Origin of the sequence: Flavobacterium davisii (assembly GCF_019565505.1) — a bacterium.
Lineage (GTDB): Bacteria > Bacteroidota > Bacteroidia > Flavobacteriales > Flavobacteriaceae > Flavobacterium > Flavobacterium davisii.
This window is the reverse complement of sequence record NZ_CP067378.1, coordinates 1,631,757-1,656,201: the sequence shown is the minus strand read 5'-3', so window position 1 is coordinate 1,656,201 and position 24,445 is coordinate 1,631,757. Positions and strand designations below refer to the sequence as shown.

The window sequence follows — 24,445 nt, the reverse complement described above, 5'->3', positions numbered from 1 at the left end:
ATAACTGCTATTTTTCTTGCTGTTGCTGTAATTGCAGCACCTCTTCCTTTTTAAAAGAAATCCTTTTAAAGAACATAACGAGGTAACCTTCTTTTTTTCTTTCAATTGTATTTGCCGCATTTCTTAATGTCAATGCAAATTTATTTTTCCCTTTTGGAGTTCTGCTACTCAAAACCTTACCTCCACTAATTTTATTATTTGGAGCTAACCTGAGCCAATTCACAAATTGCTTGGAGGTCTTGAATTTATATATATCGGTGCCTATTTCGGCTAAAAAACTAGTAACGGTTCCTGAGCAAACTGATTCTATAGCAAAGAGATCTACTCCAAAAAGTTTTAAACTATATTTCTGTACATCAAATTTGGGTTGGTTTTTCCCTTTATTCTGTTTCTTTACCAATTCGATATCTTCTGATAAAACAATTTCTCTGGTTTGATTTTTCAGCACTTCATCAATACGAGTATCGGTGTTTTTTATTTTATCTTGAATAAGTCTGTAAATATCATAACAATCGGAAAGCTCATGTAGGTATTCATTGTTTATTTTACCTTGTAAAGCGTCGGCTATTTCTTCTTTGCTTTTTTTAACTCGTTTGTCGCAATATTCAGCTAATTTTTCACCTGAAGTTTCACCTGATAGTATCATCTCAATTACTCTTATTCCAGAAACTCCTGTGATGTCACTTATCACAACGTCGAGTCTGAAGTTCATTAAACGTAATGCTTTTTGCATTTTGTTTACAAAGCCTGAACTTTGTTCAATCAAACTAGAACGATGTCTATGAAGTGTTCTTATCTGCAAAGTGGTTTCAGAGGGCAAAAAGAACCTCGTAATAGCCCTAAAGAATGAAGTTTCTGTATCCATTGTGCATCTTTCACATCTGTCTTTGCTTTGAGGTTTTTTGTTTGAGTCCCTTGAACCAAAAGAACTTCAAAACCATTTCCCTGCAAGATCATAAACAAAGATTGCCAATAACTCCCTGTGGACTCCAAAGCAACACTACGAATCTTGTTCTCTTGAAGATAAGCTACCAAAGCGCATAATCCTGATTGATAAACATTAAATTCTCTAATTTGATTTTCATCCTGTCCTATGGCTACAAAATGAGAACGTGACCCAACATCAATTCCTGCAGCATTGGGATTTACAATTTGCATTTTTTCGAAACTTTTCATAAAATATTTTTTTATTAAAATGCGAGGAAATGTAATATCTTTGCTTAAATTATTCTATACGAGATAACATGGTGTTTCATCATTGATTGTCTCAAAGGGCTTCCAAATGGAAGCCTTTTTACATTTCAGCCAAAATCTGGGAGGGGATAAATTCACCATTTTATACATAGGCTTCGCTCGCAAGTGCAAGTTAGCTCTCATTTGTCAAAGAACAATACTTTCTTGAAATCTGGGTTTAAAAATACTGTAAAAAAGTATTTGAGTAAAACGGATAACCCGTTATAGACTTAATTGTTTTATTATCCGATATTTTTGATTAATTCTTCCATTTTTGGTTTAAGTCGGCTAGAGTATCATCAATTTTCATTGCAATTTTATCTTTCATCCATTGCCAGACTTTCTCGTAAGGATTAAGTTATGGGCAATAAGGAGGGATTGGCAAGAGAAAAATAGTATCCCATTTTTGTTTTGAAATTATCTAAACCCAAACTCACTACAGAATACACGAATCAAGAGGTATTACACGTTGTTATTATAGTAAATTTGCACCTTAGATGGTATGATTATTTTTTTAGATGATACTTCTCTATAAAATAAAGCCTTCTAGTTAAAGTTTGCTCTTTAAATAGAAGGCTTTTATTTAAAATAAATAGTTGTTATTCTTTATTGTTGAGTTTGCTATTTTTTTTGCCGTATATAAAATATATAATAATACCTAGTGCCATCCAAATAATTAAACGCATCCAGCTTTCAAGTGGTAGTGAATACATTAAGTAAAGACAAACTAGGATGCCTGCTATTGGAACAAAAGGGACTAATGGTGTTTTAAAGGCTCTCGGGATTTCAGGCATTTTTTGACGCATTACTAAGACTCCTATACAAACTAATACGAATGCTAATAAGGTGCCAATACTTACCATGTGACCTAAATCAGATACAGGAACAAAACCTGCAAAAATGCTAACAAATACTAGGAAAAAAATGTTTGTTTTCCAAGGTGTTCTGTATTTAGGGTGGATAGTGCCAAAAAATTTAGGTAATAAACCATCATTACTCATGGTGTAAAATACACGACTTTGCCCCATTAGCATAACGAGCATAACAGAAGTATAACCTGCTAGTACCGCAACTATTAAGCCAGTTTGTAAGAAAGTGTAAGGTGTTTTTGCAAATGCAGTTGCAGCAGGTTTTGCATCTCCAGCAAATTCATAATAAGGAACTAAACCTGTCATAACATGAGCAAAAAGGACATATAATATTGTGCATACAATTAATGAACCTAATATGCCTATTGGCATACCTTTTTGAGGGTTTTTTGCTTCCTGTGCTGCTGTAGATACAGCGTCAAAACCTATAAAAGCAAAAAAGACAGTTGCAGCACCTGCGGCTATACCTGACCATCCAAAATGACCTTTAACTCCAGTGTTTTCTGGAATGTATGGGCTATAATTAGAAGGATTAATATAATTCCAACCCAATATAATAAAAAGTATAACAACAGTAACTTTTAGGATTACTAAAAAATTATTTAGATTGGCAGATTCTTTGGTGCCTCTAATTAACAATAGGGAAAGTAATGAAACGATAAGAACAGCGGGTAGATTAATAATTCCTCCTTCTATTGTTGTACCATCGCTTAGTTTTAGTGTTTCCCAAGGTGAACATATCAAACTATGGGGTAGGTGAATACCAAATTTATTTAATAATTCTAAAAAATATCGCGACCAGCTTACTCCTACTGTAGCGGCACCCAATGCGTATTCTAAAACCAAATCCCATCCAATGATCCAAGCCATAAATTCGCCCATAGTAGCATAAGAATAAGTATATGCACTTCCTGCAACAGGAATCATTGAAGCAAATTCTGCATAACATAGTCCAGCAAAAGCACAACCAATTGCAGCTAAAACAAAGGATAGAGTTACTGCAGGACCTGCATTTTCAGCAGCAGCAATACCTGTTAATGAAAATAGGCCTGCTCCTATAATGGCTCCAATTCCTAAGGCAACTAATGCACCCGAAGACAACGTTCTTTTTAGACCTTTTTCTGAATCAGAAGCTTCAGCTAATAAAAGATCAATAGATTTTCTTTTCCAAATAGACATAAAATTTAAAAGTTTGGTTTATATCGTTCCAAAAATAGCTTTTTTAAGAATAATAAACCAATAAAAATAAATTTTATAGAAATCTTTAACATAAAAATTAAAAATAAAATCCTACGCTAAAAAAAGTATAATGTTTAGTGGTTTCAGGAGACCAAGAATGTTTAATTTCAATTGGGCCAATAAGCGTTTCTAATCCGTATCCTATACCATATCCAGTATAGTCGGGCTTTGTAATCCATTCGCCATCATTAAATATCTTTTTTCCTATATTTGAAAAATTAGCGGTAAAATTAAGATGGTGCTTTTTGTAAAATATATAATCGCAACTTAAACTTCCTTTTACATAACTGTCTCCGCTTTTTGATGAAAAATCATATCCTAAAAAAGGTCTGAAATTTCCAAAATGATGAAATCCATAACCACCTAATATAAATTCATTAATATTATTAAGTTTTTTGCCAATGGTAAAACCTCCTTCGGATTGTATTTTTATTGAAAAGTGATTCCAAAAAGTTTTTACGTATGCCATATCTGCCATAAATAATGAAGCCTTTTCAAAATCACCAGAGTAATTTGACGAATGAAAAATACTGTTAATATCACCAAAAAAATACCAACCTGATTTAGGGAAATATTTGTTATCAAATGAGTCAAATCTCATAAATCCTATGGCACTTAAATAGTGGCTTTTATCTAATTGAGAAGGAAGATTACCTGTTGAGTTAGAAGTTATATTTATGTATTTATGTTCTATTCCTGCTCCGATTAAAAATTTTTGTGCGAAAATTGTTTGTAGGTACGTTTTGTTAGATAGTGATTTATAACTAATTTCGACTGAATTTTTTTGAATATGATTTATTAATTTATTTCCCTTAAAATCTACTTCGCTATTTCTATTAAACTGGTCGTAGTTACTTTTAAATCCAAAACTCCAACGATACCCATTGTCAATATAATAATCTAAATTAAATCGTGTATTATCTCCTAGTATTAGATCTAAGGAGCCCACATCATTTTTGAAAATTAAATTTTTATGGGTTATATTAAATAGGACTCCGGATTTAAAAACATCATCATAATGTAATCCTAATTTGAGATATGTTTTAATAGGGTTATCAACCACATTAATAATTAAATCGTCTTTATTGTTGTTACGTATAAATTCATACGTAATAGATGTGAAATTTTGTGTGGCATTTAGATTGTTTAGTCCTGAATGCAATTGATTGTATGTAATTTTGTTTTCAGGAAGAAAGCGTAATTTTCCCAAAAAGTAACTTCTTGTATAGTTTTTAGAACCTTCAATGCCTATACCATTTATATTTAGTATACTTTCTTTTTCTTTTTTAAAATAGATGGGATATGAATTATACCTAGTGATTTTAATTTTTCCCAATGTGGTTGACAGGCATCTACGCCTGTTTGTATGATGTCTTTACCTTCTTCGAATGAAATAACGGAGTAGGGATTAATATTTGGTTTGATGTAAATATCAATTAATTGTTTTTTCTTTTCAATATTTTGTAATGTGCTAAAGTTTGATATTTGAGATAATATACCCGTAGCCCCACTAATATTATCAATGTCTTTTAGGTTATCCTGTACATCTATAGCTATGATTATATCAGCTCCCATTTTTTTGACTTCTTCAACAGGAAAGTTGTTTGTTACTCCGCCATCTATATAGAAACGATTTTCTATTTGTACAGGAGAATATAATGAAGGAAAAGCACCACTTGCAGATAAACTTAATGGTAGGTTTCCTTTTTTTAGAACTATTTCTTGACCTGTTTCTAGATCTGTAGTAATACATAAGAAGGGGATCTTTAATAAGCTAAAATCTGTAATATGGCGATAAGGATGGGTTAATTTGCTGATTAAGTTAAAATTATAAAGACCTTTTGAGATTCCTTTAGGAACTGATATTTTAAATTTCTGGAAAGGAAGTGTTACGGCATATACTTCATTGTTGTATTTTTCGTAAAAAGTTTGATTGTCTCTAGGTATTCTGTCGCGTAAGATAGAATCAGGATCTGTTTCGCTAAAAATAGAATCAAGTTCATGTGCTGTATATCCACAAGCATATAATCCACCTATAATAGCTCCCATGCTGGTACCGCCTATATAATCTATTTTAATTCCTGCTCTTTCTATTTCTTTTAATGCGCCAATATGAGCCAAGCCTTTAGCGCCACCTCCACTTAAAACAAGACCAATTTTTGGTTTTTTACTAAGGTCTTGTGCGAAAATGGGGACGTTAAAGATAATAGTGCATATAAGGAACCATAAAAAGCTACTCGAAAGTAGAATTACTAAGTAATTAGTAGATTTTTTATTAAGCATATAGCTATTTTTTAGTATAAAATTCGTGAATTTTTTTGGCTTTTGAAAGTCCTATAATATCAGAGATTTCTTTTTCTGTAGCTTCCTTAATTCTTTTTACGCTTTTGAAATGTTTTAGTAAAATTTCCCTTGTTTTTTCACCAATTCCGGGAATCGTTTCTAATTCTGATTGTATAGCATTTTTACTTCGTTTATCTCGGTGAAAAGTAATACCAAATCGGTGGGCTTCATTCCGTAAATATTGTATCGTTTTAAGTGTTTCTGATCTTTTGTCAAGGTACAAAGGAATAGAATCGCCCTGGATAAAAAATTTCTTCTAATTTTTTAGCAATACCTATTATGGCAATTTTGCCTCTTAAACCTAAATCATCTAAGCTTTTTAAAGCAGAAGAGAGTTGGCCTTTTCCTCCATCAATTATGATGAGTTGTGGTAAGGGCTCTTCTTCTTCTAATAAACGTTTATATCTTCTGTATACCACTTCCTCCATAGAAGCAAAATCATTAGGTCCTTCTACTGTTTTAATGTTAAAATGGCGATAATCCTTTTTGCTAGGTTTTCCATTCTTAAATACAACGCAAGCAGAAACAGGATTAGTACCTTGTATGTTAGAATTATCAAAACATTCTATATGACGAGGTTCTACGGCTAAACGTAAATCTTTTTGCATTTGAGCCATTAGTCTATTTGTGTGTCTTTCAGGATCTACTATTTTAATTTGTTTTAATTGATCTAAACGATAATATTTTGCATTGCGTTCGGAAAGATCTAAAATTTGTTTTTTATCACCTAATTTAGGAATTGTAATGGTTATTTTATCACCTAAATTTACTTCAAAAGGAACGATAATTTCTTTAGCGTTTAAATGAAAACGTTCGCGTAATTCAATAATGCCTAGCTCTAAAAGTTCCAAATCCGTTTCTTCCAATTTCTTTTTAATGTCCATTGTGTGAGATCGAATAATGGCACCATGTGATATTTGTAAAAAATTGATGTAAGCCATTGTTTCATCGGAAATAATCGAAAAAACATCAAGATTAGTTATTTTAGGATTTAAAATAGTAGATTTCGCTTGGTAATTTTCTAAAACTTCTATCTTTTCTTTTATTTTTTGAGCTTCTTCAAATCGCAAGTCCATCGCTAATTCCTGCATCATTTTCTTAAAGTCCCGTAATGAATCTTTAAAATTACCTTTTAAAATTTCTCTGATAGCATTTACTTGCTGATGATAATGAGCCTGTGTTTCGTAACCTTCACAAGGGCCTTTGCAATTACCTATATGATATTCAAGGCAAACTTTAAATTTTTCAGATCGAATATTAGACTGACTTAAGTCATAACTGCAAGTACGCAAAGGATAAAGTTCTTTGATGAGTTCTAAAATAGTATTTACCGTTTTAAAACTAGTGTAAGGGCCAAAATATTCTGATCCGTCTTTAATCATTCTTCTAGTAGGAAATATTCTAGGAAAAGCTTCGTTTTTAATACAGATCCAAGGATATGTTTTGTCATCCTTTAAATTAATATTATAACGAGGTTGTAGTTTTTTAATTAGATTATTCTCTAATAGTAAAGCGTCTGTTTCAGTTGGAACCACTATATGTTTAATTTCTACTATTTTTTTTACCAAAACATTAATTCGGGCTGTATCATGTGTTTTGGTAAAATAGGAAGAAACTCGCTTTTTTAGGTTTTTTGCTTTTCCAACATATAAAATCTTTCCTTCTTTGTCAAAATATTGATAGACACCGTTGATCGGGTAATGTTTGAATTTGAAGTTCAAGTGAAGAGCTCATGTAAGATAATATAGGTCTGGTTTAGTACGTGAAAAACAAACAAATTTAATTTATTTTCTTTTACATTTGTCTTATGAATAAAAAAGACCTTAGAGAAAAATATAAAACATTGCGTAAAGCACTTACTTTTGATGAAATTATGAATGATAGCTTGAATATAGCGAATCATTGTTTGGATTTGCCTATTTGGGACAAGACGTATTTTCATCTTTTTTTGCCTATAGAAAAACAAAAAGAAATTAATACTGAATTTATTCTTCAAATTTTATCCGGTAGAGATAAAGAAGTAATCGTTTCTAAATCTAATTTTAACACGAGAGAAATGATACATTATCTCTTAACCGATAATACACACTTTCAAATTAATAGTTATGGTATTCCAGAACCAATAGAGGGTATAGAGGTTCCTGTTTCTAAAATAAATGTAGTTTTTGTCCCTTTATTAGCGTATGATAAAAAAGGCAACCGTGTAGGTTATGGGAAAGGATTTTATGATCAATTTTTATCAGGTTGTAAGCCTGACACGATAAAAATAGGACTTTCTTATTTTGATCCTGAAGAGGAGTTGGTATCGGATATTAGTGCTTCTGATATTGTTTTAGATTATTGCATAACTCCTTTTGGTATTATACAATTCAAATAGTACTATTTAAATTGTAATACATACGTTAGTGATTATTTTGTTAATTCGACCAAGAGGAAATACTTATTATCAGAATAATTTTTCCCTTTGGTCGAAAATGATAGGATTAGCGTCTTTCTAGACAGCCTCTTTTATTTTGCTTCGTTATAACGTCTAGTTACTTCTTCCCAATTAATAACATTAAAGAAAGCCTCCATATAATCTGGACGACGGTTTTGGTAGTTTAGGTAATAAGCATGTTCCCAAACATCCATTCCTAAAATAGGTGTGCCACCACAACCTATACCGGGGCATTAGCGTGTTATCTTGATTAGCTGTTGCGCAAACCTCTAATTGTCCCTCTTTTACACACAACCAAGCCCATCCAGAACCAAACTGTGTAGCACCTGCTTTTGTAAAAGCTTCTTTAAAAGCGGCAAAATTTCCAAAAGCTGAATTAATGGCCTCAGCCAATTCACCTGTAGGCTCTCCACCACCATTTGGAGACATCACAGTCCAGAATAAGTTGTGATTATAAAAACCACCTCCATTATTACGGATAGCAGCTTTTGTCATATCTAAATTTTCTAGTATTTCTTCTATTGGCTTACCTTCTAATTCAGTACCTGCAACAGCGGCATTTAAATTAGTTGTGTAAGCATTATGGTGTTTTGTATGGTGGATTTCCATAGTTCTCGCATCAATATGAGGTTCTAACGCATCATACGCGTAAGGTAATTGCGGTAATTCAAATGCCATAATATTATTGTTTTAGTAATTAATAAATTTGATTTCAAAATTAATCAATTAACTTTGGATAAAGAAATAGTTATAATTTATTTCTCTATAAAGATTAATGAACCCCTTGTTTTTTATTACTTTATATACTTGTAAAATTTTAAAATAGATAAAATATTCTTCTAATTTTTTTTTTAATGACTAAACAAAATTCCGCTTTCACCATTTATAACGCATCAGCAGGAGCAGGTAAAACGTATACTCTAGTTAAAGAATATTTGAAAATTATTTTATTATCCTCAAAAGAGGATGCGTATCGAAATATTCTAGCTATAACATTTACCAATAAAGCGGTTCATGAAATGAAAAGCAGAATTGTAAGCAGTCTTTTTGACTTTACAAGTGATAATCCAGCAGCTAAGACACTTGATTTAATGCAAGACATAGCGGTTGACACAGGATTAAGTCTGAACCAAATTACAACAAAAGCGCAGTCAATTATTAAAAATCTAATTCATAACTATGCTGCTTTTGATATTTCAACTATTGATAAATTTACCCATAAAGTTATTCGCTCCTTTGCAATTGATTTGAACTTGCCTATAACTTTTGAGGTGTCTCTAGATACGGATAATTTACTTCAAGAGGCAGTAGATGCTATTGTAGCACAAGCAGGTAATGATCCTGAGTTAACCAAGCTATTGGTTGATTTTACAATGGAAAAGACAGATGATGATAAATCTTGGGACGTATCCAATGAAATTTTTAATACAGGAAAATTAATTACGAATGAAAATAATCGTGAAGAAATAGCATTACTAAAAGATAAATCTATTCAAGATTTTGTGTTATTACGAAACCGTTTGTTAGAGCAATGTGAATTAATACTTCAAGAAACAAAGAATGAAGCGGTTTTATTGTTAGAGTGGATGGAAAGTAAAGGAATTGATTTGAAATCATTTTCAGCAGGACATTTTCCAAAACATATACAAGGCATTGCAGAAGGCAATTTTAATCCAAATAATAAAACATATCATGAATTGGATGATGTAAGAATTAATAAATCAGCCAAAGATAAAACACTTATAGAATCTTGTGTTCCAGAACTATTGAGTGTTTTAGAAGGGATTTATAATCAACTTCAAAAAAAAGATTTGTATGATGCTTTTCTGAAAAATATTACACCTTTATCATTGCTAAATACGGTTAGTAATCAATTAAAAAATATACAAGAAGATCAACAAATTTTATCTATTGCAGAGTTTAATAAATTAATTAACGAACAAATTCAAAATCAACCAGCACCCTTTATATACGAACGTTTAGGCGAAAAATACAAGCATTTTTTTATAGATGAATTTCAAGATACATCAGAAATGCAGTGGCAAAATTTAATTCCCTTAATAGATAATGCACTTTCAAGCGAAGATTTGCAAGGAGTACGAGGATCATTGCTCTTAGTGGGCGATCCTAAACAGTCTATTTATCGTTGGAGAGGTGGAAAAGCAGAGCAATTTATTCGCTTAGCTAATCAAGCCAATCCTTTTAGTAATAAAGATAAAAAAGTAATAGACCTAGATACTAATTATAGAAGTTGCGAAAACATCATTCATTTTAATAATGCCTTTTTTAAACAGCTGTCATCTAAGTTTGAAGAAGCATCTTATAAAGATTTGTATGAAAATAAAAGTTTTCAGAAAGTAAAGAATAAAAAAGGAGGTTTTGTTAATATTCATTTTTTGCCAAAAGGAAGCAATGTAAACTTAGATAATGATGAAGATGAAATCTCACAGGATGATTTATATCTAAAAAAAACAAGGCAGAGTATTTTAGAAATTCAACAAAAAGGATATTCATACAATGAAATGGTTATTTTAGTTAGAAGTAATAGTAAAGGAGTCTTATTAGCTAACTATTTAACGCAGCAAGATATACCTGTTATATCTTCCGAAAGTTTGTTGTTAGAAACCGCCTCTGAAGTCCAGTTTTTGCTAAATATGATGCGTTATCTGACTAATACAAAAGATCGAGAAGCATTAGCATCCGCATTGTACTATTTAGCAATAGAATTTAATACCGTACTGCCCATTCATGATTTTATAGCAGAAGGGATAAACAAGTTAAATGAAGAAACATTACAAAAATGGTTAATGGATTTTCAAATAACAATTGATTTTCAAAATATACGTCGTAAATCATTATACGAACTTGTAGAACATTTGATTTTAAATGGTATTCCTGTGGAAAAAAATAATGCCTATGTGCAATATTTTTTAGATGTTATATTAGAAAAAGATGTAAAAAATCAATTTTCAATACCTGATTTTCTTGATTATTGGGAAAAGAATGGTCATAAATTAAGTGTACCTACGTCAGAAGGAGCTAATGCAATTCGTATTATGACGATACATAAATCAAAAGGTCTCGAATTTCCTGTTGTCATTTTTCCTTTTGCAGATGAAAACTATAGTAGGAACAAACGCGAAAAAATGTGGTTAGATGCACCCGAAGAAACAAAAGAAATTGAGAAATTTCTAATAGATAAATCTAGTAAAGTCACAAACTATGGTTCGGAAGCTTCTGAGGTGTATCAAGAAAAAATGCAAGAAGATTTGTTAGATAATATCAACGTTCTTTATGTTGCTTTAACTAGACCAGAAGAACAATTATATATTATCTCTTCGTGGAAAGAACGGAACAAACAAGGCCATTTACCCAATACTTTAGCTTCTTTTTTTATTGAATATGTAGAGAATCAGAAAGAATTCAATGTAGAAGAGAAGACATACTATTTTGGTAATTCAGAAAGAATATCCATTCCACACATTATAACAAATCCAGTAGAAGTCATCCCTCCTGTAACCACTACAATTGCTACAGAAGCCATTAAGATTGCACAGCGAGAAGCCATGATGTGGGGAAGTAAACAATTAGAGGCTATTGAATTTGGTAATACGCTACATGAAATATTATCCTATATAAAAACAAAAAATGATATAGAACTAGCCCTAATTAAAGCAATTGAAAATGGCTTGATTGTTAAATCACAAGAAAATGAAATAAAAATAACACTAACAGAAATAATAGAACATCCTGATTTATCTGATTTTTTTGCTGAAAATGGTGTAGTGTATAATGAAAAAGTAATCCTGAAAAAAGGCGAGTCCAATCATGTGCCAGATAGAATAGTTATAAAAGATAATAAGGCTTTTTTATTGGATTACAAAACAGGAACACCACAACCAAAATATATACAACAACTCCTAGACTATGAAAAAGCTTTAATCGAAATGGGGTATCAAATTGAAAAAAAAGCATTGGTTTATGTTGGTGAAAAGGTGGAAGTGGTAAATTTGTAAACCAAAAATAAAAGAAATTTTTTTGTAATACTAACAGATTACAATATTGTATTTAAAACTTTGAATTTAAAAAATATGTACGGAAAGATTAAAGATTTTTTAAAAGAAGAATTAGCAACCATCGAAGCTAATGGATTGTATAAAAAAGAAAGAATTATTACTTCGCCACAAGGAGCCGAAATAAAGGTTAACGGTAAAACAGTGCTTAACTTTTGTGCTAATAATTATTTAGGGTTATCATCACATCCTGAAGTTGTACAAGCCGCGAAAGACGCATTAGACACACATGGTTTTGGTATGTCGTCTGTTCGTTTTATTTGCGGAACACAAGATATACACAAAGATTTAGAAGCTGCTATTGCTAAATTTTATGGAACAGAAGATACTATTTTATATGCAGCTGCTTTTGATGCAAATGGAGGTGTTTTTGAACCACTATTAGGTGAACAAGATTGTATTATATCAGATAGTTTAAATCACGCTTCTATTATTGATGGAGTGCGTTTGTGTAAAGCGGCCCGTTATCGTTATGAAAATAACAATATGATAGAGCTAGAAGAACAATTAAAAAAAGCCAGCCAAGCAGGACATAGATTTAAGCTAATTGTAACAGATGGTGTTTTCTCTATGGATGGGCTAGTAGCACCTTTAGATAAAATTTGTGATTTAGCAGAACAATATGACGCAATGGTTATGGTAGATGAATGCCATGCTGCAGGTTTTATAGGACAAACAGGTAAAGGTACTTTAGAAGCTAAAGGTGTAATGGGAAGAGTAGATATTATTACAGGTACTTTAGGAAAAGCTTTAGGAGGTGCTATGGGAGGTTATACAACTGCTAAAAAGAAATTATAGAGATTTTACGTCAACGTTCAAGACCTTATTTATTTTCAAATTCATTATCTCCAGCAATTGTAGGAGCCTCTTTAAAAGTTTTTCAATTATTAGAGAAAGATACTTCTTTGCGTGATCAATTAGAATGGAATACGCATTATTTTAAAGAAGGAATGAAAAAAGCAGGTTTTGATATTATAGATGGAGATTCAGCAATAGTACCCGTTATGTTATACGATGCTAAGTTGTCACAAACGATGGCAGATAAATTGTTAGAAGAAGGTATTTATGTAATAGGTTTCTTTTATCCAGTAGTACCAAAAGACAAGGCGCGTATCCGAGTACAGTTATCAGCAGGACATACTAAAGAACACTTAGATATGGCCATAAATGCTTTTGTTAAAGTAGGTAAAGAATTGAAAATAATACTGTAGAAAAATTACTAAAGAATGCAATTTTTTTAAAATAGATTTTGTAATTAAGTACCTATCTATTACATTTGCTGACAATAACGTATTGTAATCAAATAAAAATTTAGTATGAAACATGTTAACAAACTTTTTGTTTCTATGATGATGATTGCTGGTCTAGGTGCTAACGCACAGAGCAGTGATAATCCATGGGCAATATCATTCGGTGTGAATTCTGTAGACACTAGAACGAGTGCTGGACCAGAGGGAGCTTTTGATTCTAAGGAAGGATTCTTAGATAAATTTGCTGGTTTTAGACATTTTGACAGAGACCAAAATATTATTCCATCTGTTTCTTATTTATCTGTTACTAGAAACGTAGGAGGAAACTGGTCATTTGGAGTAATCGGATCTGTTAACAAAATCACAAAATATGACTATGTTGATAGAAACCAATCTATACAAATTGCGAATCCAGATGTAATGTACTATGGAGTTGATGGTAAAATTGGTTATAGCTTTAAAAACCTAATCGGAGTAAAATGGTTTGATCCATCTTTACACTTAGGTGGTGGATACACTTTCTTCGGAAAATCATCTGGAGGAAATGCAAATGCTGGAGCAGGATTAACTTTTTGGTTAACAGAACAAGTAGGTCTTTCTTTCAGTACTACATACAAAAAATCTTTTGCTGATAGAGTTAATGTTCCTTCAGTATTCCAAAATATGGCAGGTTTAACTTTCCAATTCGGAGGTAAAGATACAGATAATGACGGTATCTATGATAAATACGATGCTTGTCCAGATGTAGCTGGTTTAAAAGAATTTAACGGTTGTCCTGATACAGATAAAGACGGTATCCAAGATAAAGAAGATGCTTGTCCAGATGTAGCTGGTTTAAAAGAATTAAATGGTTGTCCAGATGCTGATGGAGATGGTATTGCTGATAAAGATGATGCTTGTCCAGAGGTAAAAGGTTTAGCTAGCTTACAAGGTTGTCCAGATGCTGATGGAGACGGTGTAGCGGATAACAAAGATAAATGTCCTAACCAAGCAGGTCCTAGAGATAATGCAGGTTGTCCTTGGCCAGATACAGATGGTGACTCCGTTTTAGATAAAGACGATAAATGTCCATCAGTTAAAGGTACTGTAGCTAATAATGGTTGTCCAGAAGTAAGCGAAGAAGTAGTTAAAAAATTAAATGACTACGCTAAAACAATCTTATTTGATACAGGTAAAGCAAGTTTCCAACAACAAACATACCCAGTTTTAGAAGCTATGTCAGCTATCTTAAACGAGTACCCAAGTTCTAAATTCTCTATCGAAGGTCATACAGATAACGTAGGTAAAAAAGATAAAAACTTACAATTATCTAAAGAAAGAGCTGCAGCTGTTAAATCTTTCTTAGAGTCTAAAGGTATTGCTGCTGATCGTTTAACTTCAGAAGGTTATGGTGATACTAAACCAGTAGCTCCTAACACTACTAAAGCTAATAAAGCTTTAAACAGAAGAGTTGAAGTGAAATTAGTAAAATAATTTCTTTATAATATTATTTAAAAACGCCTCAATTTTCGAGGCGTTTTTTTATTTTTAACCCATGATTACTTTTCTTGATAAGCTGACTCTTTTTCTTTTTAATACACATTCAAGCGATTTAGAAAATATTGTAATAGTTTTACCCAATAAAAGAGCAAGCGTTTTTTTATTAGATAAAATAAAGCAACATTTTTCCCAATATGCTTTTGTACCCATCATTATAAGTATTGAAGAATTTGTACAAGATTTAGCTGGTATTCGTCCTTTAGATAATATTGAACTTCTATTTGCCTTTTATGATACCTATCTCGAAATAACTTCAATAGACGAACGACAAGATTTTGAACAATTTTCTAATTGGGCTAAAATTCTTCTGCAAGATTTTAATGAGATTGATCGCTATTTGATCAAACCTCATTACGTCTTTTCTTATCTAAAAGAAATAGAAGTACTCAAACGTTGGAATTTAGAACCTCATCAAAAAACAGAATTAATACATAAGCAAATTTTGTTCTGGGAAAAAGTACCCCATTATTATGAAATGTATTATGAATCACTCCTCTCAAAAGGAGTTGGATATCAAGGACTCATTTACAAAGAAGCAGTTCAAAATCTAGAATTTTTTGCACAGCAACTAAAAGCAAAAAAATCATTTTTGCAGGTTTTAATGCGCTCAATCAAGCAGAAGAAAAAATAATTCAACATTTAGTTGCCATTGATAAAGCAGAAATCCTTTGGGATATAGACCGAGTTTTCTTAAACGATCCACAGCATGATGCAGGTCTCTTTATTCGTAGATTTAAAAATCAATGGGGACATTATAAAAGCAATCCTTTAGATTGGATAGTAGATGAATTTTCTCAGAAAAAAAAGATAGAAATCATCGGTTCTTCAAAATCAATCGGGCAATCTAAAATTGTATCTAATATAATTCAAAATATACTAAATGAAGATCCTAATTCACTTAACAAAGTAGCCTTAGTTCTAGGAGATGAAAATTTATTAATTCCCACCTTGCATTCATTGCCAGAAGGTGTTTCAAGTTTAAATATCACAATGGGATATTCCGCTCGTAATAATCCCATACAAATTTTATTAAACAAACTTTTTAGAATGCATACAAATGCCATTCAAAGAAATCCTAATAGTTATGTGTTTTATTATAAAGATATATTAGATGTTTTATCCAACCCCATTATTGAGAGCTTTGTAAAAGCAAAAGATTTAATTCAAATTATAAAAAGAATAATCTTACCTTTATTACGCAGGAACGTTTGCTCGTACTTCATACTAATCCGTCCGATTTATTTAATTTATTGTTTGAAAGATGGGACGAAAAAGCATTGGTTATTGCGCAACGATTAGGAGGTATATTATTACACATAAAACAATGTCTTTCTGATAATACAGCAGAAGATAAAATAACCAAAACATTTTTATATGCTATCTATAAAGTAATTAATAAACTAATTTCCTATTGTGAAAAAAATGATTTTGTACAGTCACCAGCGGCATTATACTCCATTTATAAACAAATAATTGATTTAGCAGAAGTTTCTTTTGAAGGCGAACCTTTGTCAGGTTTACAAATAATGGGAGTATTAGAAAGTCGTGTGTTAGATTTTGAAACGGTTATTATTACTTCTATGAATGAAGGAAAATTTCCTGCTGGAAAAGCTACTAATAGTTTTATACCATACGATGTAAAAAGAGAAATTGGATTACCTACATTTAAAGAAAAAGATGCTATTTATACCTATCACTTTTATCATTTACTTTTACGTGCTAAAAATATCTTTTTGATTTATAATACAGAAAATGATGGTTTAGATGGAGGTGAAAAAAGTCGATTTATAACACAATTACAAGTAGAAAAACAATCTAAACATCAGTTGGTTTTTAAAACCATGCAACCCGAAATCCCTACGATTGCCTACCAACCTATCAGAATTGATAAATCAGAAGTGGTAATGCAGCGATTATATGAAATTGCTTCCGTTAAAGGTTTTTCTCCATCTGCTCTAACAGCTTACATACGAAATCCTATACAATTCTATTTTCAACGCGTTTTATCAATAAAAGAAAGTGAAGAAGTAGAAGAAAACATAGCGTTAAATACCTTAGGAACTATTATTCATCAAACCTTAGAAGAACTGTATAAGCCTTATTTGAATGAATATTTAACAGAAAAGACCATACAAAAAATGGCATCTCTTGTAGATGATGAGGTTTATAAACAATTTAAATTAGTTTATAAAGAAGGAGAAGTTCAAAAAGGGAAAAATTTATTAGCTTATGAAGTGGCTAAACGTAATGTTTCAAACTTCCTTAAACAAGAAAAATCAAGTGTGCAACAAGGTGATGCAATTAAAGTTTTAAAATTAGAAACTACTTTGTCGGTTGAAATTAAAGATCCCCGTCTGCCTTATATACTAAAACTGTCTGGAAATGTAGATAGAATAGAGATTCGAAATAATGTGGTGAGGATTGTTGATTATAAAACAGGAAAAGTAGAAGCAAATAGCCTTAAAATAACTTCTTGGGAGGGTTTGACAACTGATTTGAAAAATGAAAAAATTATTCAATTACTTTGTTACGCCCTGATGTATCAACAAGAATTGAAAGAACTACCTATGGAAGTCGGAATTATATCATTTAAAAACATGAAAGCAGGGTTTATGCCTTTTGGTTTTAAAGTAGAAAAAGAATTAAAAACGCATATTACTTCTGAAATTTTAGAAAATTTTAAAACGGAATTAATTCAATTAATTTTAGAAATCTTAAACCCAGAATTAGCTTTTGAAGAAATACTCGTTTAACATTTACTAAAAAAATCCATCAAAATATTACCTAAAACATCTTTATTTTCGATATGACTCATGTGGCCATCAGGTAAAGTAATTAATTCAGTTGAAGTACCCTCTAATTGCTTAATACTTTCATTGTAGTTAAGAATGCCATCTTTTTTGCCTAAAATAAGTAATGTAGGATATGATGCGGTTTGTAAAATTTTGACACGATCTTTTCTGACCTTCATCCCTTCCTGACAGGCTATATAACCTTGTAAAGGTGTTTTAAGCGCTTCGGATTTTACTTGGTTAATTTCATCAATAAGTTGTTCTCTATTTTCTGAACTAAATAAATTTGCTACAGAAATTTGTACCAATGAAGCGTATTCTCGTTGTGCCATTTTAATAGCTCTATTGCGATTTATTTTGCGTTCGTGATCATCAGCGTAAGCAGTAGAATTTAATAAAACGATACCACTCATCATGTTAGGGTATTTTTCAGCAAAAGCTAAAGAAACATATCCTCCCATTGAATGCCCTATAAAAGTAGCTTTGTCAATACTTAATTGAGACAAAATAGCCCATACAGCTTCGGCCATATCCTCCATTGTATGAATATAGCCTATACAATCAGATTGCCCATGGCCTAACAAATCAATACAAATAACACGATATTCTTTAGAAAAAACATCTTTGTAAAAATGCCACATACTTGAATTTTCTAAAAAACCGTGAAGTAAAACTATAGTAGAACCATGGCCGTCACAAGAATAAGCAATTTTGGTGTTTTTGTAAATAATATCATTCATGTTGCAAAAGTAGCAAAGTACTCCTTATAATTTAACCTATTCTAAAGAAAGAGCATAAATTGCAAAAGAGGCTAACCAATGTTCTCCACCATATCCACCATCAAAAATAACTTTTAAGGATTTATAAATGAATTGATTGGCAATTTTGTTAAACCTCAACTTAAGCTTGTTATGATTAGGTAGTTTTTTGGCAATTTTTTTCATATTCCATGCGCGACTAAAGGATAGACCATCAAGATGTACTATTTGGTAATCATTTCGATCACTCACCGTTGGTGTTTGACAAAGTCTTTCAATACCTTCTTTCGTTAAATATTTTTTCAACCAAACTTCATATTCTTTTACAGAAAGTATTCTAGTCATCAAGTCAGCAGCTTGTAGACTTGGTGAAAAGAAATCAGAACCATCTGGTTCTAAATGTGATGGAATTTGAGTGTTTTTTAAATAAAAATCCTTACTTTTTTTGATGATTAAATTTAAAAAATCTGTTTCCTTGTTATGATGGGCCCAATCATAAGCAAAACATAGTCCAAAAGCAGTATTAGGATGAACGCCTGTTCGGTTTGGATAAGTTTGTTTGGGTAAGTATTCTTTCCAGAGTGTTACTACTTTTTGAGTCAGAGGTTGTAATTCTTGATGCCATTTTTGACCTAAATCATTGTGCCAAGTACTTAATTCCAGATCTAATTTTAAGAGCCAAGCCCAACCATACGTTCTTTCAAATCCTTTTGAAGCAGTATATTTTCCAAAATATTCAGACTCTATTTGAATTTTATCTTTTTGAAATGAATTGTTTAATATTTTAATAATTTCATCTCTGTTCTCAATTGTTGGAAAATCTTTTAAAAGTTTAATTAGCATCCAATGTCCGTGTACACTGCTATGCCAGTCTAAGCAACCATAAAAGGAAGGGTGTAATGCTTTAGGTAATAGAATGGCATCTTTTTCAGAATCAGAAAGATGATTTGTTTTATTAGGAAATTCAGTGTTAATACAATGTAAAGGCATTTTACTTAACTTTAAAGCTAAATCTTGCGTTAATTTTTCTTGAGCGTTCAAGGAAAAGAGTATTAAATGCAGCAGTATAGTTCCGATTTTTTTCATTTCTATTACTTTTTTGTTTTACTAAATATATAAAAGCCCCAAAAAAGTGAAGACTATTTGGGGCCTCTTTATCAAGAGTTTATTTATTAAAGACTAAGCATTCATTAAGCTTTCAATTTCATCTACTTCAATAGGAATATTTTTCATCAAATTGAATGGTTCACCTGATGATTGAATAACCACATCATCTTCTAGACGAATACCAAAACCTTCCGCTGGAATATAAATTCCGGGTTCAACGGTAAATACCATATTTGCTTGCATTGGTTCGTGTAATAAACCATAATCATGTGTATCTAATCCCATGTGATGCGAAGTGCCGTGCATAAAATACTTTTTATAGGCAGGCCAATCTGGATTTTCATTTTGTATGTCTGCTTTATCTAGTAAGCCTAAGCCTAATAGTTCAGAAGTCATTATTTTACCCACTTCTATATGATATTCTTTCCATAAAGCACCGGTACTAATAATTTAGTTGCTTCATTTTTTACTTTTAAAACAGCATTGTACACCGCTTTTTGTCTTTCAGTAAAACGGCCATTTACAGGAATTGTACGAGATAAGTCTGAAGAATAGTTAGCGTATTCCGCACCAACATCTAATAATAATAAATCACCATCTTTACAAACTTGATTGTTTTCTATATAATGCAATACATTTGCATTAGTTCCCGAAGCAATAATTGGTGTGTAAGCAAAACCTTTAGAACGGTTTCGTAAAAACTCGTGAGCAAACTCTGCTTCAATTTCATATTCCGTTACGCCCTGGTTTTACAAATCCTAATACACGACGGAATCCTTTTTCTGTAATATTACAAGCAGTTTGAATTAATTCTAATTCAATAGAATCTTTTAGAGAACGCAATCTTTGTAAAATAGGATTTGATTTCTCAACCTTATGTGCTGGATATTCATTTTTCCACCATTTGATAAAACGATCTTCACGTGTTTCTGTTTCAACACTTGCACGATAATGTTCGTTTGTATTGATATACATGGTATCGGCATACATCATAGCTTCTTTTAAAACCTTATGGAAATCTTGTAGCCAATACACGGATTTAATACCTGAAATTTCAAAAGCACGTTCTTTTGTTAATTTTTCTCCTTCCCAAATAGCAATATGCTCATTCGTTTCTCTTAAAAACAAAACTTCCTTTAAGTGTTCATAAGGGGCATCTGGAAATAATAACAAGATACTTTCTTCTTGATCCACACCCGATAAGAAAAGTATATCACGATGTTGAGCAAATGGTAAAGTACTATCAGCACTTACAGGGTAAATATCATTTGAATTAAAAATAGCTACTCCGTTTGGCTTCATTTGAGCCATAAAGTTTTTACGGTTTTTGATGTATAGCTCTCGGTTTATTGGTAAGTATTTCATTGGAATATTTTTTTAGATAGCCAAAAGTACTTAAACCGTTTTTATTTATAAGTAGCCAAATGGCGTAATTTTTAAATTCAATATGAATTGTAAAATTAGAATATTGTACTATTGTGATTGTAAACTGTTTTTTCTTATTCTACTCATGTGTCTATTTGAGATTCCTAAAAAGAAGCTAGATAATGTAAAGGAACTTCATTTAATAATTTAGGTTCATTTTCTAAAAGTTTTTTATATCGTTCTTCAGGAGTTAAAGCCAATAAATCAATCCGATAATCATCAATCAAACAACTTTGTCGTTCGATTAAATCGTAATAAAATTGATTAAAATCTGGATTTTCATGTTTTAATCTTATAAAATCCTCTAAGGATAAGACCAACAGTTCCGTATTTACAAGAGCTTTAATGTGTTTTCGAGAACGTGTTTGTGTTAAAAAACTTTTTAATGAGGCAGTAAAAGTGTTTTTTAGTGATAAATAAGTTGTTTTTTCTTCATTATTTATTGCTATAGCATGTTGTAAAATACCTGAATTAATGTAACAAAAATATTGACATACTTCGTTTTGTTTTACAAAAAACGAATTTTTTTTTAAATACAATGGTTTAAAATGACTTCGGAATTGTTGTATGACATCTGAAAAATCAATATTATTTGTGCTCAGTAGTTTATTAGTTTTAACCATAGACTATAAAAGTTAAACTTCTTAAAGTTGTAAATTTATAAAGGTTTATTGTATTATTTTTATACAAACTTTCAATCAATCAAAAAAAATGAAATTTTATACTCCCTTTTTGTATTTATATCAGCTTGTATTTATGCGCAAACTAATGATAGTGAAGTTCAAAAAGCATTACAGGAAAAAGAAAAATTAGAAAAGACATCGTGGTTTAAATCACTAATTTTTCAAAATATTGGACCAACAATAATGAGCGGTCGTGTTGTAGATATTGCCGTTAATCCCCAAAAACCAACAGAATTTTATGTAGCCTACGCCTCAGGAGGGCTTTGGTATACAAATAATAATGGAAACTCATTTGAACCCGTTTCCGATTCAGCTCCTACACAAAATTGCGGATCACTAGCAGTTGATTGGAATTCAGGAACCATCTGGTTAGGTACAGGAGAGGTTAATTCATCTCGTTCTTCTTATGCAGGTATAGGCTTATTGAAATCTACTGATAGAGGTAAAACTTGGCAAAACATAGGATTAAAAGATTCACATCACATTAGTAAAATTATTGTAAATCCCAATAATTTAGATGAAATTATAGTAGGTGTTCTAGGACATTTGTATACCCAAAATCAAGAAAGAGGTGTTTTTAAAACAATAGATGGAGGAAAAACATGGAAACAAACTTTATTTGTAAATGAAGAATCAGGTGCTATTGATCTGACTTATACACCAAATAATTTTTCTATTCAATATGCTTCTGTTTGGCAACGTGATAGAAAAGCATGGCATTTTTTAGGAAATGGTATTTCTTCAGGAATTTACAAAAGTACAGATGGAGGTGCTACTTGGAATTGTGTGACTAATAATGATAGTGGTTTTCCTCATAATGAAGGAATAGGACGTATAGGATTAGCATCTTACAATGAAAATATTGTATACGCCATTTTAGACAATCAAAACAAACGACCTAATATTGCAAAATTAAAAACTAAAGATCCTAATGAAACACCACTTGAAGTAGATGTAATAGGAGCTGAAGTATATAAAACAGAAGATGGAGGGAAGTTATGGGTAAAAACAAACCAAAAATATATAGATGATTTATTTTATACTTACGGTTACTATTTTGCAAATATTGCAGTAGATAAAAATAACCAAAACAAAATTTTTATAGGAGGTGTACCTTTAGTAACATCAGAAGACGGAGGAAAGACATTTAAATCCATACAAGGAGAGAATACGCACGCAGATCATCATGTAGTTTGGATAAATCCACACAATCCTAATCATATTATAAACGGGAATGATGGAGGAATAAACATTTCATACGATGCAGGCAAAAATTGGGTTAAATGTAATAATCAAGCAGTAGGTCAATTTTACTCTGTAAATGTAGATGAACAAGAACCTTATAATGTATACGGAGGACTACAAGATAACGGCGTTTGGGTAGGGCCCAGTAATTATACACATTCTTTGGATTGGCAACAAGAAGGACAATACCCTTATCAGTTCCTATCTGGAGGTGATGGAATGCAAGTCCAGATTGATAACCGAAACCCCCACATTGTCATTACAGGTTCCCAATTCGGATATTACCAAAGAATTGATAGAGCCAAGAACAAATCAGTTACTATAACTCCTAAATCTAAGAAAGAAGAAATAGCATACCGTTTTAATTGGCAAACCCCAATTTTATTGTCTTCTCATAATCAAGATATAGCATATATAGGTTCCAATTTCTTACATCGTTCAATGAATCAAGGTGATACATGGGAAATTATTTCACCCGATTTAACAAAAGGAACTAAAAAGGAAATGTAACTTTTGGAACTATTACCACTTTATCAGAAAGTAAACTACAATTTGGATTACTTTACACAGGTAGTGATGATGGTTTAATACATATATCAAAAGATGGAGGAGCTAATTGGAATAAAATATCCGATTCCTTACCACAAGATTTTTGGGTATCAAGAATAATAGCTTCAGTTCATAAAAAAGAAAGGGTATATGTAGCCTTAAATGGATATAGAAACGATATTTTTACCACTATGATTTACATTTCAGATGATTATGGACAAACATGGCAATCTATTGCTTCTAATATACCTAATAGTCCAGTAAATGTCATTATAGAAGATCATAAAAATGAAAATATACTATATGTGGGTACAGACAATGGTTTATATGTTTCTTTAGATAAAGGATTAACCCTGGCAAGATTTTACATCAGGTATGCCTAAAGTAGCCGTGCATGATTTAGTTTTACAAAAAAAAGCCAATGATTTAATTGTAGGAACACATGGACGTTCACTTTACAAAGTAAATGTGGAAAAAGTACAACAAATAAATACAGAAATGCTAAAAAAAGATATTGTACTTTATACAATAAAGCCCATTATAAAAAATGAATATTGGGGAAATGCTTGGAGTATTTGGGCAAAATCCTTTGAACCTAAAACAGAATTTTGGTTTTACTCAAACAAAACGAGGAAGATTAGATTAAAATTAAAAAACAGCTCCAATCAAACTGTTTTTTTACAAGAAATGGAAGCGGTAACAGGATTAAACAAAGTAGATTATAATTTCGAATTATCAGAATCTATAGTTGAAAATTGGAGGAAAAAAGAGCCGAAAATAAAAATAGAAAAAGCAAAAAACAATCGTTTTTATTTACCCATTTCCAAATATCAATTAGTATTAGAGTCAGAGGGAATAAAAGAAGAAACGATCATGGAAATTGTAACTTCCAAGTAAATGAAT

14 protein-coding genes and 5 pseudogenes are annotated in these 24,445 nt (G+C 31.3%); 8 read left to right on the top strand and 11 right to left on the bottom strand.

Going from position 1 to position 24,445, the window contains the following annotated elements; translation table 11 throughout:
• Positions 1-7: 7 nt before the first annotated feature.
• From JJC05_RS08000 to uvrC, 6 genes and pseudogenes are all read right to left on the bottom strand, one after another.
• Positions 8-733 carry a transposase gene (locus JJC05_RS08000; protein WP_235877301.1) on the bottom strand — a complete coding sequence of 242 codons (726 nt, stop codon included), beginning with the start codon at positions 731-733 and terminating at the stop codon, positions 8-10.
• Between the two features lie 59 nt (positions 734-792).
• Entirely contained in the window at positions 793-1,176 is a 384-nt protein-coding gene (locus JJC05_RS07995; RefSeq protein WP_235877302.1) for an IS110 family transposase, read from the bottom strand.
• A gap of 656 nt (positions 1,177-1,832) precedes the next feature.
• Positions 1,833-3,281 carry an amino acid permease gene (locus JJC05_RS07990; RefSeq protein WP_181142869.1) on the bottom strand — a complete coding sequence of 483 codons (1,449 nt, stop codon included), beginning with the start codon at positions 3,279-3,281 and terminating at the stop codon, positions 1,833-1,835.
• 97 nt (positions 3,282-3,378) lie between these two features.
• Positions 3,379-4,677, bottom strand: a complete 1,299-nt coding sequence (locus tag JJC05_RS07985) for a hypothetical protein (protein ID WP_235878729.1) — start codon at positions 4,675-4,677, stop codon at positions 3,379-3,381.
• Entirely contained in the window at positions 4,605-5,624 is a 1,020-nt protein-coding gene (locus tag JJC05_RS07980; protein WP_235878727.1) for a patatin-like phospholipase family protein, read from the bottom strand. The genes JJC05_RS07985 and JJC05_RS07980 overlap by 73 nt, the downstream gene beginning before the upstream one ends.
• 4 nt (positions 5,625-5,628) lie before the next feature.
• A pseudogene (gene uvrC, locus JJC05_RS07975) lies at positions 5,629-7,418 on the bottom strand (excinuclease ABC subunit UvrC).
• 73 nt (positions 7,419-7,491) lie between these two features.
• Here uvrC and JJC05_RS07970 point away from each other — a divergent pair.
• Positions 7,492-8,061 carry a 5-formyltetrahydrofolate cyclo-ligase gene (locus JJC05_RS07970; protein ID WP_088391828.1) on the top strand — a complete coding sequence of 190 codons (570 nt, stop codon included), beginning with the start codon at positions 7,492-7,494 and terminating at the stop codon, positions 8,059-8,061.
• A gap of 131 nt (positions 8,062-8,192) precedes the next feature.
• Here the strand turns inward: JJC05_RS07970 and JJC05_RS07965 are convergent.
• Positions 8,193-8,799 (bottom strand): annotated as a pseudogene (locus JJC05_RS07965) (superoxide dismutase).
• A gap of 176 nt (positions 8,800-8,975) precedes the next feature.
• On the opposite strand from JJC05_RS07965, the gene JJC05_RS07960 reads away from it, so the two are divergent.
• The 4 genes and pseudogenes from JJC05_RS07960 (at position 8,976) to JJC05_RS18790 (ending at position 17,736) form a co-directional block, all read left to right on the top strand.
• Entirely contained in the window at positions 8,976-12,137 is a 3,162-nt protein-coding gene (locus tag JJC05_RS07960; RefSeq protein ID WP_105195211.1) for a UvrD-helicase domain-containing protein, read from the top strand.
• Positions 12,138-12,212: 75 nt separating this feature from the next.
• A pseudogene (gene kbl / locus JJC05_RS07955) lies at positions 12,213-13,405 on the top strand (glycine C-acetyltransferase).
• Positions 13,406-13,510: 105 nt separating this feature from the next.
• Positions 13,511-14,917, top strand: a complete 1,407-nt coding sequence (locus JJC05_RS07950; protein WP_105195212.1) for an OmpA family protein — start codon at positions 13,511-13,513, stop codon at positions 14,915-14,917.
• Positions 14,918-14,978: 61 nt separating this feature from the next.
• Positions 14,979-17,736: pseudogene (locus tag JJC05_RS18790) on the top strand (PD-(D/E)XK nuclease family protein).
• Here JJC05_RS18790 and JJC05_RS07940 read toward each other — a convergent pair.
• The 4 genes and pseudogenes from JJC05_RS07940 to JJC05_RS07925 all read right to left on the bottom strand — a co-directional run bounded on the left by JJC05_RS07940 (position 17,733) and on the right by JJC05_RS07925 (position 21,688).
• Positions 17,733-18,515, bottom strand: a complete 783-nt coding sequence (locus tag JJC05_RS07940) for an alpha/beta fold hydrolase (protein WP_235878725.1) — start codon at positions 18,513-18,515, stop codon at positions 17,733-17,735. The pseudogene JJC05_RS18790 and the gene JJC05_RS07940 overlap by 4 nt on opposite strands.
• Before the next feature lie 36 nt (positions 18,516-18,551).
• Positions 18,552-19,619: a DUF2891 domain-containing protein gene (locus JJC05_RS07935; RefSeq protein WP_088391816.1), complete on the bottom strand. Its 1,068-nt coding sequence runs from the start codon at positions 19,617-19,619 to the stop codon at positions 18,552-18,554.
• A 93-nt stretch (positions 19,620-19,712) separates the two neighbouring features.
• Positions 19,713-21,005, bottom strand: a pseudogene (locus JJC05_RS07930) (aminopeptidase P family protein).
• 164 nt (positions 21,006-21,169) lie between these two features.
• Positions 21,170-21,688, bottom strand: a complete 519-nt coding sequence (locus JJC05_RS07925) for a Crp/Fnr family transcriptional regulator (RefSeq protein WP_258929636.1) — start codon at positions 21,686-21,688, stop codon at positions 21,170-21,172.
• A gap of 48 nt (positions 21,689-21,736) precedes the next feature.
• Here JJC05_RS07925 and JJC05_RS17070 point away from each other — a divergent pair, with 48 nt between their 5' ends.
• Genes JJC05_RS17070 through JJC05_RS17060 form a run of 3 tightly spaced genes read left to right on the top strand, consistent with a single transcriptional unit; the run spans position 21,737 to position 24,439 of the window.
• Positions 21,737-23,503: a beta propeller repeat protein gene (locus JJC05_RS17070; RefSeq protein ID WP_258929635.1), complete on the top strand. Its 1,767-nt coding sequence runs from the start codon at positions 21,737-21,739 to the stop codon at positions 23,501-23,503.
• 11 nt (positions 23,504-23,514) lie between these two features.
• On the top strand, positions 23,515-23,925 hold the full coding sequence (locus tag JJC05_RS18160; protein WP_309597472.1) for a WD40/YVTN/BNR-like repeat-containing protein: 411 nt from the start codon (positions 23,515-23,517) through the stop codon (positions 23,923-23,925).
• A complete protein-coding gene (locus JJC05_RS17060) occupies positions 23,918-24,439 on the top strand; it encodes a hypothetical protein (RefSeq protein WP_174647578.1) in 522 nt (173 codons plus the stop codon). The genes JJC05_RS18160 and JJC05_RS17060 overlap by 8 nt, the downstream gene beginning before the upstream one ends.
• Positions 24,440-24,445 lie beyond the last annotated feature (6 nt).

Bases quoted from the DNA above. Each gene is read 5' to 3' on its own strand.
- JJC05_RS08000 (WP_235877301.1), bottom strand. From the start codon at position 733: ATGCAAAAAGCATTACGTTTAATGAACTTCAGACTCGACGTTGTGATA.
- JJC05_RS07995 (WP_235877302.1), bottom strand. From the start codon at position 1,176: ATGAAAAGTTTCGAAAAAATGCAAATTGTAAATCCCAATGCTGCAGGA.
- JJC05_RS07990 (WP_181142869.1), bottom strand. From the start codon at position 3,281: ATGTCTATTTGGAAAAGAAAATCTATTGATCTTTTATTAGCTGAAGCT.
- JJC05_RS07980 (WP_235878727.1), bottom strand. From the start codon at position 5,624: ATGCTTAATAAAAAATCTACTAATTACTTAGTAATTCTACTTTCGAGT.
- JJC05_RS07970 (WP_088391828.1), top strand. From the start codon at position 7,492: ATGAATAAAAAAGACCTTAGAGAAAAATATAAAACATTGCGTAAAGCA.
- JJC05_RS07960 (WP_105195211.1), top strand. From the start codon at position 8,976: ATGACTAAACAAAATTCCGCTTTCACCATTTATAACGCATCAGCAGGA.
- JJC05_RS07950 (WP_105195212.1), top strand. From the start codon at position 13,511: ATGAAACATGTTAACAAACTTTTTGTTTCTATGATGATGATTGCTGGT.
- JJC05_RS07940 (WP_235878725.1), bottom strand. From the start codon at position 18,515: ATGAATGATATTATTTACAAAAACACCAAAATTGCTTATTCTTGTGAC.
- JJC05_RS07935 (WP_088391816.1), bottom strand. From the start codon at position 19,619: ATGAAAAAAATCGGAACTATACTGCTGCATTTAATACTCTTTTCCTTG.
- JJC05_RS07925 (WP_258929636.1), bottom strand. From the start codon at position 21,688: ATGGTTAAAACTAATAAACTACTGAGCACAAATAATATTGATTTTTCA.
- JJC05_RS17060 (WP_174647578.1), top strand. From the start codon at position 23,918: ATGCCTAAAGTAGCCGTGCATGATTTAGTTTTACAAAAAAAAGCCAAT.